The sequence below is a fragment of the Gloeothece verrucosa PCC 7822 genome (assembly GCF_000147335.1).
Classification (GTDB): domain Bacteria; phylum Cyanobacteriota; class Cyanobacteriia; order Cyanobacteriales; family Microcystaceae; genus Gloeothece; species Gloeothece verrucosa.
On record NC_014501.1, the window covers coordinates 2,215,228 to 2,228,899 of the forward strand.

Sequence of the window (13,672 nt, forward strand, 5' to 3'; positions counted from 1 at the left end):
GTGATACTTATTGTCAATTTGTCAATGCTTTTTTTAACTTTTGTTTTAATCGAAGCTTATCACGGTAAATTTGGGCAAATTAAAGATTTTTTTTTCTATAAATTGAACGAACAATGGATGATTTTATGTATAATTTCATGTATAAGAAGACACTTTAATGTCTAAAAATTTTTCCAAAATCACTACTTAGATAGATGTTCAAATTCCCCCGTTATGCGAACTCCATAAGCTATCTAGTCAACTGATTGTTTTAAAAAATTTCTGCTAGTATGGGAAGAATTATTACTATCTGTATTGTTGAGCTTAATTTATGCTTCAAGAGAATCTTCGCATACTAATTGTGGCTGAAAATGCTTCTCTCAATTTTGGTGGGGAAGCCGCTCTTCCTTTACATTACTTTCGGGTTCTGCGTCAGCGAGGTTATGAAGTATGGATGCTGGTACATGAACGCACTCGTCAAGAGCTTAAAGCCAAATTTCCGCAAGATTTTGAGCGAATTTACTTTATTCCGGATACATTTTTGCATCGGTTCTTACACAAATTTAATAAACCTTTACCTGATCGACTGTATTGGTTCACCTTCGGATTAATGATGCGATTGCTGACTCAAATTCTTCAATACAGCATCATCAAAAAATTAATTCGAGAGAAAAAAATTAATGTTATTCATCAGCCGATACCCGTGTCTCCTAAAGAGCCATCGCTAATTTTTGGTTTAGGTGTACCAGTGATTATCGGTCCAATGAACGGCGGGATGAATTTCCCTCCAGCTTTTGAAAAAAAAGAGAATTTGCTAAAAACTCAGGCAGTCAAGATAGCTCGTTGGTTTTCTGACTTAGCCAATATTTTAATCCCTGGTAAATACCTAGCGACAACTTTATTAGTTGCTAATTCCCGCACTCGAGAAGCGTTACCATCAATTCTACACTCGAAAAAAATTGTTGAATTGGTAGAAAATGGGGTTGATTTATCAGTTTGGCAGCAAAAATTGTTAAATCAGTACGGAAATCGTTCGGTCCCCCAATCTTGGTCAGAAAATACACTGATCACAGAAGACTCTGCACAGTTCAACGCCCAAACCGAACCTATCACCAAGTTTGTTTATTTAGGCAGGTTAGTGGACTGGAAAGCTCTTGATTTATTGCTGATGGCTACCAAGCGTGTTTTGGAACAAATACCCATTAAGCTAGAAATAATCGGCACTGGGAATCAAAAATCTAAGCTGGAAAAGCTGGCACAAGAATTAGGGCTAATGAGTGATCCCTCAACCGAAAAAATCATAGATACAGATGTGGTTCACTTTGCGGGATGGTTGAGTCAAGCTGATTGTGCCAAAAAACTAGAATTGACGGATGCCTTAATCCTACCCAGTTTATATGAATGCGGTGGAGCAGTGGTATTAGAAGCGATGGCAATGAGCAAACCGGTGATTGCCACTAATTGGGGAGGCCCTGCTGATTATATTACAGAAAATTGTGGTATTTTAGTTGATCCTATTTCAAAAGAGTCATTTATTCAAGGTTTAGCCGATGCTATGATTAAATTTGCTAAAAATCCAGAAATGCGCCAACAAATGGGCGAAGCGGGAAGACAACGAGTGGTTAATCATTTTGATTGGGAAAAAAAAGTCGATTTTATCTTACGGATCTATCAACAAGAGCTTGAGAGCCATCAGCAAAAAGAGCTTAAAGTTAAAGGAGAAGAAGTCTTTTCTTAGAGTGACTTAAACTTCACAGGAGGATGGGTACATAAAGCATCCTCCCTTGCATTTAGAATACTTGATGCTCATTTTATTTACAATTTTTAAGGGAAAATTCAACCCAAATTTCCTAAATTACTATCTAGTGAATCAAGGTATTCAATGCCAAGGCGAAAAATATTGTTCTCTATTTCTTGTACCCAAGCAATTCTAACTTTTATTGGCCTGAGTCCATAAGTTCTCAACCAACAAATTTGATTAGCCTGGAATTCTTTATTCGTCGCTACTATTAATCCACAGCCTCCTAATGAATCATTGATAATCAAACCTTTTATACTATTGATAAACACTTGTTTTTTAGGCTGGTAATCAATTTCAACTACAGTCCCTAAATTATTGGTATAACGAGTATATTGTCTGTAGTCTGAGGAGGAAATTACATAATCAATCGCTTTTTGAGAAGAGGTAAAATTTTTTAACATCGAACCGGGTTTGAAAAATAATATAGTTTAGGGAAATTAAAAAATAAAAGCCACTCAGTCAGCTTGTTGTTGTATAAGCAATGCCCAAACTTATATACAGGGATAGAAAGGTTTTATAAAAAGCACTAACTGAAACACAGGACTATATAATAGCTCATGAGTTCGTCTGTTACAAGTAGATTGAAGAATCATTAAGTGTTGAGCGAGTATTTGCCTCAAAAATCAACAATGAACAATCAACAGAGAAAAATAAGACAAATTCAACTGGGGTTGCTCCTTAAGGTTTCGATAAATCATCTGATCCGGAAAAGTTGCCCGTTCTATTAACCAACAGTTGTCTAATAAATTACGTTTTTCTAAGAGTTGCCAAACCGACTGATAAACTGAAGCAACTTTCATCAACACCACCACCTCAGCCCAATCTAACACCTTTTCTAACTCATCAAGGCTATAAATCGCAGGTAGGATCACAAGACGTTGACTCCTAAGCGTTAAGGGTATCCCCAAAGCCGAAGCCGCCGCCATCGGAGAACAAACCCCTGGTACAGTTTGAATCTCGACTTCTGGATGCTGTTCCACTAAAGTTTGAGCTAAATAAGTAAAAGTGCTATAAAAACTCACGTCACCTTCACAGACAAACGCCACATCTTCACCGGCTTTTAAATATTGCCATACTTGAGTTGCGGCTTGTTGCCAAGCTTTTTTTAAAACTTGTTCATCTTGGACATACGGAAACGACAAAGCTAGTTTATGCTGTTTGTCTAATAGCCAGGGAAAAACGATTTGCTCGGCTATCCCCCGTTGACCTCTTACCCCAGAGGGAAACGCAACAACAGACGCTCTTTGCAACAACCTTAACCCTTTAACTGTAATTAATTCTGGGTCTCCTGTCCCCAAACTAATGCCGTATAAAACACCGACTTGTTTATTCATTTTTGGCTTTTGGTTAAGATCAATAATGAATGACCAATGACATAAATTTCAGTGACGAATGACTATTCCTTCGGTTATTTTACCCGGTTACTTTGCTCGTTCGATCGAATACCGTCAATTCGAAGATAGCTTGAATAACTCGGGAATTCCGACTGTAACTGTTCCTATCACTAAAAAGGACTGGATACCGACTATTGGCGGCCGTTCAGTTGTACCTATTCTACGGTTAATTGACCGCACCGTAAAACAGACGCTCTTAAAATATAATGCCTCCCAAGTCAATTTAATTGGCCATTCTGCTGGAGGCTGGATCGCGAGAATTTATCTCGGGGAAAAACCTTATAATGTACATGGCGATCTACTAGATTTAGCGGTAACTTGGAATGCTCATGGCTTCGTTAATACCCTAGTTACTCTGGGAACGCCCCATATTAGTCAAGAACGTTGGACAAAGCGCAATCTAGATTTTGTCAAATATAACTATCCAGGTGCTTTTTATCCCGATGTGCGTTATGTATGTATAGCCGGAAAAGCCGTCTATGGACAACGACGTTTAGGCAGTTGGTTAGCCTATAATAGTTATTTGTTAACCTGTGGTAAGGGAAACTGTTGGGGTGATGGGATTATTCCAGTAGAAGCCGCTCATTTAGACGGAGCCATTAATCTAACCTTAGAAGGCGTGATGCACTCTCCTATGTCGTCCGGACTTTGGTATGGTTCACCAACAGTTTTAACCAATTGGATCAATTACCTAAAAACTTAAAAAAGTAGTTTGATAAACAGATTTATATAAACCTTAATGTTAGGGAAGCCTATAGCAGTCTATCATTAAGGCTAGTAAAACTCCATTTACTTTTAAGGTTATGAGGCAGCATTTACGCAGATTTTTAACCGTTTTTGTCTTAGCCGCTTTACTGCTAATCACCTCTTGCGCTTCTCAACCCCCTTCGCGCTTTGAGCAAGCACAACAACAAAGTACCCAACGGGGAGCTAGTGCAGTCGTTAAAGAGTCAACTAGCGGCGGAAGTTTTAATAAATTCTTTCCACAAGGGGGAAATGGCTATCAGCGAGTCTATACACAAGAGAAAAAAGGATTTGCTGAGGCAAAATTAAAGAAAGATGGCAAAGAAGTTGCTGTGATGGCCATTTCTGATACCCTTAATAATCCTACAGCGATTAAAAAATTTGAGCAAAGTACAGAAAAAATAGCCGGCTATCCCGCCGTACAACAAGGGAGTCAGGCAACGGCCATTTTAGTGAATAATCGTTATCAGGTAAAAGTTTTATCAAGAGATCCGTCTTTTACGAGGGAAGATCGTCAAGATTGGCTAGAAAAATTCAATCTGAATGGTTTAGCCCAATTAAAATAATTAAGCCGAGAAAAGAGTCATGAGTAAATCCATTTTTGAATTAGTTGACGAACTGCCGACAGATAATATCACAACAAAAGTTTTACACTCTCTTGATTTTGTTGTACCCGGAGAGTGGAATAACCTAGTCGGTTTTGAAAATACTATCCGCACCGTAACTGGAGAAAGCGATCAGGAAATGATCCAACAAATCGGCGATCGCGCTGTCTGGTTATTTAATGATAAGTCTCAAGGATATCAAACCGCCCTTTGGTTATATCAAACCGTAGACCGTACTGATGTGGCTTTGGCCAGTGGTGCTTTAGCTAATAAGGTAACAGGAAAAATTCCTTTGTTAGGGTTTATTAAAAACCTTACCCCTGAACCTGATCACGCTCAAGCGATTGATTTAGGGATAAAATTAGTGGTGGAATTAGTGGCTTTTTGTCAAATTAACGGAATTCCAGGCGATAGTATTGGGGATTTTGTGGCTTCTTTGGGTGAGTATAGCGGCGAGTCTTTAATGCGGATGGCGGCTTTAGTTTGTATCGATGGGTTAATTCCTCTCGGACCTGATTTTATCCTCAAGGTTCAATCTATTTTGGGCAATCTTTCTCCTAAAGAGTTAGATGAAAATCCGACTTTTGGTCAGGTTAAACAAGCTATTCCTGGCGGTAGTTCTGGCGGAAAATTAGATTTTATTAATCAGAGTTTTGATTCGGTTAAAGGATGGATGAGTAATTTTGTTACTCAACGAAATTTGAGTCCACAAAAAGTTTTTGGTCATCTCCAAAATTTTATTGAATTTTCTGATAATCAATTAGATTATGTAGCGGCTTTTCTGGATCTGACTACTAATTATTATGAACATACAGGTACTCAAACTTTAGCTAAACGACTGATTGAACGAGCCGTTGCTGAAATTTGATTATGATTAAATGATTAATTCTTTTTGGGGGGTTCAAGGATTAATTCTTGGAGATTTTTTTTCTCATTATTAAACAATTTTGCTGATTAGAAAGACGAATATAATCCAATTCATCAGTAAAACCTTGCATAAAAATTAGTCCGCGATCCCCTTCTTTTTGTAAGGGATCTTCTGAGCTTTCTTTTAACTCCTTAAGTTTTTTGTGTAAATCAAAAGGTTTTCCTCTATCCCATATTTTCATTTCTAAATAAGTAGAATAAATGAGAATTTCTAAATCAATGGGAGTTTCTTTAGGTAAATTTTCATGAGCATAGCGAACCGTATTGGTAAAGCCTTCAGCTAAAGCAACTTTAGCTTGCCACAGAGTCGTTTCGGGTAAAATCAATTCGGTACTATTTTCAAACCATTTTAAAACCGGAATCAATTCTTGTAATTCTGTTCCGACTCTCAGACGAAATAGGTGTTCAATTTCCTGCTCATTAATGTGATAATTATTAGTAAGCTCCACTATTTTTCTGAAAGACAATTAATATTGTTTTAAAAATTAGCTTTAAATCATAACTTAAACTCCAATTTTTTTGGTAGCGTAAATCGAGTTCAATGACTTCCTCAAAATTGCGTACCTGAGAGCGTCCATTGACTTGCCATTCTCCTGTCATGCCGGGCTTAACATTAAGTCTGCGCCATTGAGGAACATCATAGCGATCAACTTCATCGGGTGTAGGGGGCCGAGTGCCTACTAAACTCATTTCTCCTCTCAAAACATTCCAAAATTGCGGTAATTCATCTAAACTGGTACGGCGTAAAAAACGCCCAACTCTAGTCACTCTAGGATCATTTTGATTCTTAAAAATCGCCCCACTGGCTTGATTAGGAATCTTATTTTTCAGGTTTTCCGCATTGATACACATCGAGCGAAACTTAACTATTTTAAACTGTTTTCCTAACCAACCACAGCGAGTTTGACTAAAAAAAATCGGACCAGGACTATCCCATTTAATCGCGATAGCAATGGGGATAAATAACACTCCAGTAATGGCTAATCCAACGATACTCCCTACAATATCCATTAAACGTTTTACTGAACAAGAAACTGAAGGATGAGTTTGGGGTAAACATAAATCAGAATTAGAGGGTAACTGAGACTTACTAGAGATAAGGGTATTTTCGATGGTCAATAGACTATCTAACCCAGTCAAGCATAAAACACCCATAACGGGCGGATTTACATTATTGAGCAACAGTTCGACTTTTTTAGAAGCGGCAGCTTTTAGATTATGAACTAAGGCTCCTATTCCACTACTATCAATGAATTGTGTCTCAGTGAAATCTAGAATAATTTTCGCCGGAGGAGAGTCTTGATCAAGTAACTGATGACAGGTGTGCTTAAATGCCACTGCTTCTAATACGGTGAGACGATCAGGAATTACGATAACAGGATAGTCATCATCAGCAACAATTAGAAAATCTTGTGGTGGTAGTGGAGTAGCCATCAGTTATCAGTTTTTATTGCTTGATTGTTATTGATGAGTCAGTTTTAGCATCAGGAGGTAGGGGTGCTATGAAGTAGAAATTGGACTTCATAGCCGCTTTTTGAGCCTAATAAATAAACAACTGTAGAATCCGTAAGAGTCAGTTAAGGATTTTTCAGTGTTCACCTAAAGAAATACGGGAGCCCGGAAGCCTCGTCAATTTATTGGGAGGGGGAAGCGCGACTCGCTGGTTTTAACCCGCGTCTAAATTTAGATTCTCTTTAGAGCGGGGTGCTGACTATCTGCTATTTCCCATTAACTCTTAACTATTATTACTTTATAAAGGACGTTCTTGTTTCATTTGTCCTTTAGCTTTAGAAGCGCTCTTTCTCAGGGCTTGTAAACGAGTTTCATAACGTTTGCGGTCTTTACGGTTGGGAGTTTGTTCTATTAAAGTTTTAAAAGCACTACCAAGACTTTTATAGGCATTAGGGAGAGAATAACCGAAGCGGGTCGCTAAGGCAATGGCTCTTTCATCAGCTTCAATGGCTTCTTTAAGGGTTTTTTGTCCGTTATTTTTTTGCCAAAGGCGATAACCGGAAATGCCGCAGAGCGCAACAGCCAAAAGTAACAATAATCCATCTTGTACCCACAATTCACCCACAGCACCCCCTAAGCCTATAGCGAGGGCTGCCATTTCCCAGCCTTCTTTGGGAATGGTATCATTTTGAATGCGGGCTACTTCGTGCCAAAATAGGAGATTGCGTTGGTCAATGGCCAAATTTTCCCATTTAGCGAGGTCAATTTGAATTTCGATTTCGTCTCGGCCAATTTCTTCGCTGCGAATTAGGGGCGGGTTAATTTCGGTACTGCCTTCTACCATCACCCAACTTTGTAATTCAGGTGGCAGTAAGGTTTTTAACCGCCGTAGTTCACTCATTTCCGCTCTTGCAGAAGAGGTTGCATAAGAAGTCATATAACGTTTACCCAGTTCAATTTAATGGTCAACAGATCTATTTTGGCTTAAGCGCAGTCTTTTTTTGAGACTACAACGATATATTTGTTTATTACTATACCAGCAATAGAATATGGAACGTGGTCTTTTGTGGTTACCTTTGTTAGGGGTCTTTTTTTGGTTGGCTTGGAATGGTTGGAATGAGTATCAGAAGGTTGAGTCTTATCGCCTTTGGGCTGAACAATTTGATAATGCTAAGTATGATATTTATTCGGTGATCGGCTATAAGGATAAACAAATTACCTGGGGAAAACCCACCCGTCAGGGTCCTGTTAATGTTCAAACCTTTTCGTTAACTGATATTCAAGCCATTCGCCTTCTGGTTAATGATCAACCGGTAGAAGGTGGAACTTTACCCTCAAAAGGTTCGGCGACACTCGAGTTTGTCTCGGGAAATGGGGATACTTCTATTATAATTCCCTTTACAGAAATTCCCTTGGCGGCCAAATGGGCGCAATTTCTACAGCAGTTTACTTGAGTTTGAGTACAAAGTAGCCAGAGCCATGAAAATTGTTAAAGAAATTTCTCTGATCAGTGTGGGAAATTTTGAGGAATCAAGGGATTGGTCTATTATTCGTTCAGAGATTCGTCGTGCTATTGCTTTAATTGTGCATCCTCGGGGTGAATCTAGTTTTATCATTAATCCTACAAGACATGGTAATGGCGTGAAACCCATAAAAGAAGCTTGTATGATTGCTCTTAGAGATCAATTTGGTTGGCGGCTTGAAACCCGGGTCAACTATGCCACAAAATCACCCGGAAAAGTAGATGCTACCAAAGTAATTGACGATTATCTTTTTGCTCTTGAATGGGAAACGGGCAATATCTCCTCAAGTCATCGAGCAGTTAATAAATTAGTTCTCGGGTTGCTTCGGGGTGTTTTCCTGGGTGCGGCTTTGGTACTTCCTAGTAGAAAACTTTATGCTTATCTAACTGATAGAATTGGAAACTATGAAGAATTAGAACCCTATTTTGACATTTGGAAAGCGGTTAAAATTGAGGAGGGATTTTTGGGAATTTTTGTCATCGAACATGATCAGATAGACCAAAACGTACCAACAATTACTAAAGGAACAGATGGTCGTGCGCTAGTCTAAAAACTTTTTAAGATTACTGTGTAAATAAAGGGAGCGAGAGTTGTGATGCAGTTGTTTTCTGTTGTTTCGATTTCTTGCTTCCTCTTGCTGATTCCCATTGTTCTATTAATCCATTAGCTAAATTATTAAGACGTTCTCTTGCTGGTTCTGTATCTCCAATTTCTGAGCCAATCCAATAACGCTGTAATTTTTCAGCCGCATAAAAAGTTGTCCCCGATCCGCCAAAAGGATCAATAATAATTTGCCCTGGATTAGATGCCATTGCAATAATACGCTCTAGCATAATTGGAGCAAGTTCATTGGGCATTCTTTTTTTATGTTGTCGATGTCGGACGGGTGGAATATCAGCCCACATTTCTTCAGTTAGCGTCCATAAAATTTCATCAGCATCAGCTTCAGTCGCGTCTTCCCAAACATCTTCAGGCGCGTCCCAAACGTCCATCAAGTTAATGCCTTTCTCATTGAGTTTTTTTCGATGTCCTCCATAATCTCGAATTTCACCACCGCAATGTCGGCAAACTTGGATAGGTGTATAAATCTTATTAAAAACAGTAGGTTCTCCCTTGGTGTAGTAGAGTAGTCCATAGTGAGCAGGAGACATTCTTTTTCCTCTAGGAAAGTTTTTGGGCATTCTACAGGCGATCCAATGCCTAAACCACATTCCTTGTCGATTAAGATATGCCCCGTATTCTATACACCATCTAGGCAGATTAAATACAAATAAACTTCCACCGGATTTAAGCACTCGAATACTCTCATTAAGCCATTCCTGTGACCAAGAAATGTATTTATCGACTGCCATCTGATCGCTGACTCCCTCACCGTACTGCTTACCCAGATTAAAAGGCGGATCGGCAAATACCAGATCTACTGATTCGTCTGGTAATGCTGAGAGAAATTTAAGGCAGTCTCCTTGATAAAGAATACCGTAGTCACTCATGTAAACCTGTTCTAGTCCTTGTTGGGTAGCAACTGAGGTTGCGATCAGTTGAAATGGAAGCATTGAGTTAACTTTTAGTACGTTAGTATAGTTTGAGTCTACAAATTCTATTTACAGTTGTCAATAGAGTTTTTTTGAGAAGCTGTACTACGGGGTTGATAAGGCTTACCAGTAGGTTGATTTTGATATTTTTTGATCTCTGTAGCCTCGATATAGTAGTAACGTCCAAGTTGACGAGCAACAATCTGACCATTTTTGATTAAGTCGTGTACTCGCTGACGAGTTATACCCAGTAAGCTGGCCGCTTGAGTTACGGAAAATAGTTCAGAATTATCTTTGGAAGAAAAGTCTGTCATACGTTAAGCCCAGAGAAGGCGATGATCTCAAAGAGCAATTTTAATTTAATATTTCATTCTTAAGCTTCACTCAAAGCGTCGCCCTGTCAGGTTTTCATCATATTTTTTTTTATGTAAACCTATAAGCGGGAGGATTATTGTCGCTAAATTGACCATGAAAAGAGTCATTAATTCCAATTTCGACAGGGTTTCCCACAATTTTCCATTTTTTACCTAAATCTTGCGAAATAACAGTTTCATAATCCCCAGGTTTTATTGGATGATAATTGATTTCTCGACAAGTTATTTCCATATAACCATCAAAAGTTACAGGATCAACATTTAAGTAACAATTGACACGAATTTTATTGTTATTTTTTGTTTCAATTTCAACTTCTCTTTTCTTTGAGATGTTTTGCATTGTAGACATAATTAAAAATGAGGTAAAAAAAATATCCTTTTATTATAAATATAATAGCATGAGTAGCGAGTGAGTGTGACAAACCCTCAACCTCAAAACCTCATAAAAGAAAAGAATGCTACAAATCATGTAAATAAAGCATTAGTGTTACTTTTTCACAAACATTTGTAGCAAACTTTAACATAATTGGGGTTAGCAGGGAAGCAAGAAAATCAATAACTAAATATCCCCATTAGCTAACATTTGAATCAACCTTGGTGTACCTGGATCAAACCCTCCTAAATCCCAAGAAAGGGGATCTTTTGGATCAACTAAAGTAATCCGGTAAGGTGCTAAAGTCACATACACCGCCTTAACATCAGGGTTGACTTTTTTGCGATATCGTGCTAATGCTTCTGTGGGATGATGATAACCTGCCCAACTTTCGCTATCTGTCCAGAAACAAATAACATCCGCTTTAAAGCGCTCTTTGATCATCCAATCATAAGCAACAGAAGCATCCGTTCCCCCAAAGTTATTATCCCTAGCTTTACGAAGGGCAGAACTAAAACTATCTCGCCCAGTAATTCCCAAGTCTTTAAACTGGGTAGAAAACCCGCGAATCATATAGTTTTTTTCCGCTTTGGCGGTTACCAGAGCCATCGCTGTCGCAATTTCGCAGCAGGTTAAACCCACAGAAGACACGACGCTGCCAGACATCGAACCCGAAACGTCTACCGCGTGCATAAACACTTTACCCGTCGGTTCAGCCGCATCAAACGCCAACTCAACGGCCTTTTCTAAAATAGAGACAATACGCTCTACCGGATTCCAGGTTTTTTGAGAGCGTCCTAATTTCCCCCCAGATTGATAGGTTTTTAAGGCTTTTAAGACATCTATCGGGTGAATCCGTCCCTTACGCAACCGCTCTTTATTATTAAGAACCGATTCCACTCGATCTAAGTTAGCTCTTTCATCCCCTCGTAAAATGCCAATCTCGGTTAAAGACCCCAAATTCCGCAGCAATGCACCGATGGGCATTTCATTAAAGAGCAATTGCCAAGCGGCTTGATCCATTTTACCCACAGGGGCAGCCATTTCATGGGTTAAATGCCCTTGGGTGATAGCTTCATGAGTCTTATCGGGATGCCGCTTAAGCCATTCATACCACCACACCTGAGCTAAAGCCGGTGAAGGAATTTCTTCGGGTAAGTCTTCCCATCCTTTAACCACCCATTGAAACAGTCGGTTATGGTCTTCGGTAGGTGGGTTAACATGAAACAGCCGCAAAGCATCACGATGAGAAAACCCTTGACGTTGTTGATATTTCAGCAGTTGATAGGCTAACCCTTTCACGTCTTCTCGAGATAACCACTGTCTGCCGGCATCTCGAATTACCTTACCAAAGCCGCGCATCGATTTAGTATAAGCTAACCATTCGTAGAAGTGCGAACCCGTCCGAACTACTTGGGGAAAGACTTCACAAAAGGCTTTTTTCGCTTCGGCGGTTTTACCCATCGACAGCAAAACCAGAGCTAACAGAGGAGCGCTGTTATTGATAGCGCGTCCATCACTAGCATAAAGGATTTCTGAAGCTACCCGCGTCGGGTCAGTAAGAACAGCTTGTTGAACAACTTTAACAAAATCGTCGGTTAATTCGTGTTTATCGGCATAATAAGTGCTTTGGGCGGTTCCAATTAATAGACAACGCCGCAACATATTCCACAGGCCAGTATCAAACATCCATCCCCCGGAGCGGCCTTGGATCATTTCTTTTTCTCGGCCAGGGATAGGTTGAGATTGGGGTGTACCTGTTTTCTTTTTGTGATAAAATTTGTAATTCATGCTATTTTCCTCGTCCCTGACGGGCAAAAAATCCCTTTTCAGTGGTCAGAATTGATCCCTGGTAACTGTTAAAAAAGGGAGGGCGAAGGCGGGATTTGAACCCGCGACACTCGTTTATGTAATCGATAACCCTCATTCTTCGGCCTAGTTAGGCAAGGGATAAATAAGGTAGCTCAATTGCGATGCTCTACCAAACTGAGCTACTCCGCCATACAAACTGTTAAATAAATAGAGGTGGCAGGAGTGGGAGTCGAACCCACCTATATCCGATAATCAATCGATAACCCTCATTCTTCGGCCGAGTTAGGCAAGGGGTGAACAAGGATGTAGTGTTTTACCGCTAAACTATCCTGCCATTCATTCGCTTTTGTATTACAAATATATTACATAACGGGTAAGATGTCAAGAGTTTGTAGTATGTAAAAAGAAGCTGAACATAAGTAACTGTTAAATAAAAAAGAGGGCGGGGACGGGATTCGAACCCGCGTTTCTCGCGTTGAAGGCGATAACCCTCATTCTTCGGCCTAATCAGGCAAGGGGTGAACAAGGATGTTTTAAGTGTTCTAGGCCGCTAAACTACCCCGCCATTCATATTACGATCATAATACATAAACCGAAGATGTCAAGGGTTTGTAGTATAACTTGGCCATATCAATGAGACAGAGGCACAGAACTAACGATAATCCCATCTAAATCTGCATAAAGCCATTCCCCAGGAGTAAAGGTCACCTCAGCAAAACGGACGGCAATATTTTTATCGCCTAACCCTCGTTTTAAGCTTTTGAGGGGGTAAGTATTGAGTGCTTTAACTCCCAAAGGAAGCTTGGCAATTTCGGCAGCATCTCGAATGGCCCCATAAATTACCAGTCCTGACCATCGATTTTTAACCGCGATAGCGCCCAGTTGATCCCCCAAAAGGGCACAACGGAGGGAACCCCCGCCATCTATGACTAAAATACGACCCTCTCCGGGTTCGCCAAGCATCTCGCGGACTAAAGTATTATCTTCAAAAATCTTGAGCGTAGAAATTACGCCGCTAAACTGTGTATTACCGCCGTAGTCTCGAAACAGGGGGGCAACAATACGCAGCTTACCCTGATTAAATAGTGCTTCATTGGCATCCAATAGATCAGTAGTATTTAGCATGATGTTCAGGAGAGGGGAAAACAGATGGTTT

The 13,672-nt window shown here is 39.7% G+C and carries 16 protein-coding genes, 2 tRNA genes and 1 pseudogene; 6 read left to right on the forward strand and 13 right to left on the reverse strand.

Going from position 1 to position 13,672, the window contains the following annotated elements; genetic code table 11:
* The first annotated feature begins 310 nt into the window (after window positions 1–310).
* On the forward strand, window positions 311–1,717 hold the full coding sequence (locus CYAN7822_RS09755) for a glycosyltransferase family 4 protein (protein ID WP_013322088.1): 1,407 nt from the start codon (window positions 311–313) through the stop codon (window positions 1,715–1,717).
* Window positions 1,718–1,815: 98 nt separating this feature from the next.
* Here CYAN7822_RS09755 and CYAN7822_RS09760 read toward each other — a convergent pair whose 3' ends face one another.
* Both CYAN7822_RS09760 and CYAN7822_RS09765 read right to left on the reverse strand, forming a co-directional pair.
* Window positions 1,816–2,181 carry a PilZ domain-containing protein gene (locus CYAN7822_RS09760; RefSeq protein ID WP_013322089.1) on the reverse strand — a complete coding sequence of 122 codons (366 nt, stop codon included), beginning with the start codon at window positions 2,179–2,181 and terminating at the stop codon, window positions 1,816–1,818.
* A 222-nt stretch (window positions 2,182–2,403) separates the two neighbouring features.
* Complete coding sequence (locus tag CYAN7822_RS09765) at window positions 2,404–3,114, reverse strand: precorrin-2 C(20)-methyltransferase (protein WP_013322090.1); 711 nt, start codon at window positions 3,112–3,114, stop codon at window positions 2,404–2,406.
* A gap of 58 nt (window positions 3,115–3,172) precedes the next feature.
* Between CYAN7822_RS09765 and CYAN7822_RS09770 the strand changes: the two genes are divergently transcribed.
* The 3 genes from CYAN7822_RS09770 (at window position 3,173) to CYAN7822_RS09780 (ending at window position 5,391) form a co-directional block, all read left to right on the forward strand.
* Complete coding sequence (locus tag CYAN7822_RS09770; protein ID WP_013322091.1) at window positions 3,173–3,877, forward strand: esterase/lipase family protein; 705 nt, start codon at window positions 3,173–3,175, stop codon at window positions 3,875–3,877.
* 100 nt (window positions 3,878–3,977) lie between these two features.
* On the forward strand, window positions 3,978–4,484 hold the full coding sequence (locus CYAN7822_RS09775) for a hypothetical protein (RefSeq protein WP_013322092.1): 507 nt from the start codon (window positions 3,978–3,980) through the stop codon (window positions 4,482–4,484).
* Window positions 4,485–4,503: 19 nt separating this feature from the next.
* A complete protein-coding gene (locus CYAN7822_RS09780; RefSeq protein WP_013322093.1) occupies window positions 4,504–5,391 on the forward strand; it encodes a hypothetical protein in 888 nt (295 codons plus the stop codon).
* A gap of 40 nt (window positions 5,392–5,431) precedes the next feature.
* On the opposite strand, the gene CYAN7822_RS09785 is transcribed toward CYAN7822_RS09780, so the two are convergent.
* From CYAN7822_RS09785 to CYAN7822_RS09795, 3 genes are all read right to left on the reverse strand, one after another.
* Window positions 5,432–5,899 (reverse strand): ATP-binding protein, encoded by a 468-nt coding sequence (locus CYAN7822_RS09785; RefSeq protein WP_013322094.1) that lies wholly within the window; start codon window positions 5,897–5,899, stop codon window positions 5,432–5,434.
* A complete protein-coding gene (locus CYAN7822_RS09790; RefSeq protein WP_013322095.1) occupies window positions 5,886–6,884 on the reverse strand; it encodes a sugar transferase in 999 nt (332 codons plus the stop codon). Before CYAN7822_RS09790 ends, CYAN7822_RS09785 begins: the two co-directional genes overlap by 14 nt.
* Window positions 6,885–7,200: 316 nt before the next feature.
* Window positions 7,201–7,839 (reverse strand): DUF3318 domain-containing protein, encoded by a 639-nt coding sequence (locus CYAN7822_RS09795; protein WP_013322096.1) that lies wholly within the window; start codon window positions 7,837–7,839, stop codon window positions 7,201–7,203.
* A 112-nt stretch (window positions 7,840–7,951) separates the two neighbouring features.
* On the opposite strand from CYAN7822_RS09795, the gene CYAN7822_RS09800 reads away from it, so the two are divergent.
* Both CYAN7822_RS09800 and CYAN7822_RS09805 read left to right on the forward strand, forming a co-directional pair.
* The gene (locus tag CYAN7822_RS09800; protein WP_013322097.1) at window positions 7,952–8,356 is read left to right on the forward strand and encodes a hypothetical protein; all 405 of its coding nucleotides are present in this window, start codon (window positions 7,952–7,954) and stop codon (window positions 8,354–8,356) included.
* Window positions 8,357–8,381: 25 nt separating this feature from the next.
* Window positions 8,382–8,975: a PDDEXK family nuclease gene (locus tag CYAN7822_RS09805; RefSeq protein ID WP_013322098.1), complete on the forward strand. Its 594-nt coding sequence runs from the start codon at window positions 8,382–8,384 to the stop codon at window positions 8,973–8,975.
* Between the two features lie 13 nt (window positions 8,976–8,988).
* On the opposite strand, the gene CYAN7822_RS09810 is transcribed toward CYAN7822_RS09805, so the two are convergent.
* From CYAN7822_RS09810 to rraA, 8 genes and pseudogenes are all read right to left on the reverse strand, one after another.
* On the reverse strand, window positions 8,989–9,978 hold the full coding sequence (locus tag CYAN7822_RS09810; protein WP_013322099.1) for a DNA-methyltransferase: 990 nt from the start codon (window positions 9,976–9,978) through the stop codon (window positions 8,989–8,991).
* Window positions 9,979–10,022: 44 nt separating this feature from the next.
* Window positions 10,023–10,271, reverse strand: a complete 249-nt coding sequence (locus CYAN7822_RS09815; RefSeq protein ID WP_013322100.1) for a helix-turn-helix domain-containing protein — start codon at window positions 10,269–10,271, stop codon at window positions 10,023–10,025.
* A 109-nt stretch (window positions 10,272–10,380) separates the two neighbouring features.
* Entirely contained in the window at window positions 10,381–10,680 is a 300-nt protein-coding gene (locus CYAN7822_RS09820; protein ID WP_013322101.1) for a hypothetical protein, read from the reverse strand.
* Window positions 10,681–10,890: 210 nt separating this feature from the next.
* Window positions 10,891–12,495 (reverse strand): TROVE domain-containing protein, encoded by a 1,605-nt coding sequence (locus CYAN7822_RS09825; RefSeq protein ID WP_013322102.1) that lies wholly within the window; start codon window positions 12,493–12,495, stop codon window positions 10,891–10,893.
* Between the two features lie 80 nt (window positions 12,496–12,575).
* Window positions 12,576–12,705: pseudogene (locus CYAN7822_RS37580) on the reverse strand.
* A 25-nt stretch (window positions 12,706–12,730) separates the two neighbouring features.
* Window positions 12,731–12,850 (reverse strand) — tRNA-OTHER (locus tag CYAN7822_RS37585).
* Window positions 12,851–12,956: 106 nt separating this feature from the next.
* Window positions 12,957–13,081, reverse strand: a tRNA-OTHER gene (locus CYAN7822_RS37590).
* 65 nt (window positions 13,082–13,146) lie between these two features.
* Window positions 13,147–13,641: a ribonuclease E activity regulator RraA gene (rraA, locus tag CYAN7822_RS09830; RefSeq protein ID WP_013322103.1), complete on the reverse strand. Its 495-nt coding sequence runs from the start codon at window positions 13,639–13,641 to the stop codon at window positions 13,147–13,149.
* Window positions 13,642–13,672 lie beyond the last annotated feature (31 nt).

Bases quoted from the DNA above. Each gene is read 5' to 3' on its own strand.
- CYAN7822_RS09770 (WP_013322091.1), top strand. From the start codon at position 3,173: ATGACTATTCCTTCGGTTATTTTACCCGGTTACTTTGCTCGTTCGATC.
- CYAN7822_RS09760 (WP_013322089.1), bottom strand. From the start codon at position 2,181: ATGTTAAAAAATTTTACCTCTTCTCAAAAAGCGATTGATTATGTAATT.
- CYAN7822_RS09755 (WP_013322088.1), top strand. From the start codon at position 311: ATGCTTCAAGAGAATCTTCGCATACTAATTGTGGCTGAAAATGCTTCT.
- CYAN7822_RS09805 (WP_013322098.1), top strand. From the start codon at position 8,382: ATGAAAATTGTTAAAGAAATTTCTCTGATCAGTGTGGGAAATTTTGAG.
- CYAN7822_RS09780 (WP_013322093.1), top strand. From the start codon at position 4,504: ATGAGTAAATCCATTTTTGAATTAGTTGACGAACTGCCGACAGATAAT.
- CYAN7822_RS09815 (WP_013322100.1), bottom strand. From the start codon at position 10,271: ATGACAGACTTTTCTTCCAAAGATAATTCTGAACTATTTTCCGTAACT.
- CYAN7822_RS09810 (WP_013322099.1), bottom strand. From the start codon at position 9,978: ATGCTTCCATTTCAACTGATCGCAACCTCAGTTGCTACCCAACAAGGA.
- CYAN7822_RS09775 (WP_013322092.1), top strand. From the start codon at position 3,978: ATGAGGCAGCATTTACGCAGATTTTTAACCGTTTTTGTCTTAGCCGCT.
- rraA (WP_013322103.1), bottom strand. From the start codon at position 13,641: ATGCTAAATACTACTGATCTATTGGATGCCAATGAAGCACTATTTAAT.
- CYAN7822_RS09765 (WP_013322090.1), bottom strand. From the start codon at position 3,114: ATGAATAAACAAGTCGGTGTTTTATACGGCATTAGTTTGGGGACAGGA.
- CYAN7822_RS09800 (WP_013322097.1), top strand. From the start codon at position 7,952: ATGGAACGTGGTCTTTTGTGGTTACCTTTGTTAGGGGTCTTTTTTTGG.
- CYAN7822_RS09790 (WP_013322095.1), bottom strand. From the start codon at position 6,884: ATGGCTACTCCACTACCACCACAAGATTTTCTAATTGTTGCTGATGAT.
- CYAN7822_RS09825 (WP_013322102.1), bottom strand. From the start codon at position 12,495: ATGAATTACAAATTTTATCACAAAAAGAAAACAGGTACACCCCAATCT.
- CYAN7822_RS09820 (WP_013322101.1), bottom strand. From the start codon at position 10,680: ATGTCTACAATGCAAAACATCTCAAAGAAAAGAGAAGTTGAAATTGAA.
- CYAN7822_RS09795 (WP_013322096.1), bottom strand. From the start codon at position 7,839: ATGACTTCTTATGCAACCTCTTCTGCAAGAGCGGAAATGAGTGAACTA.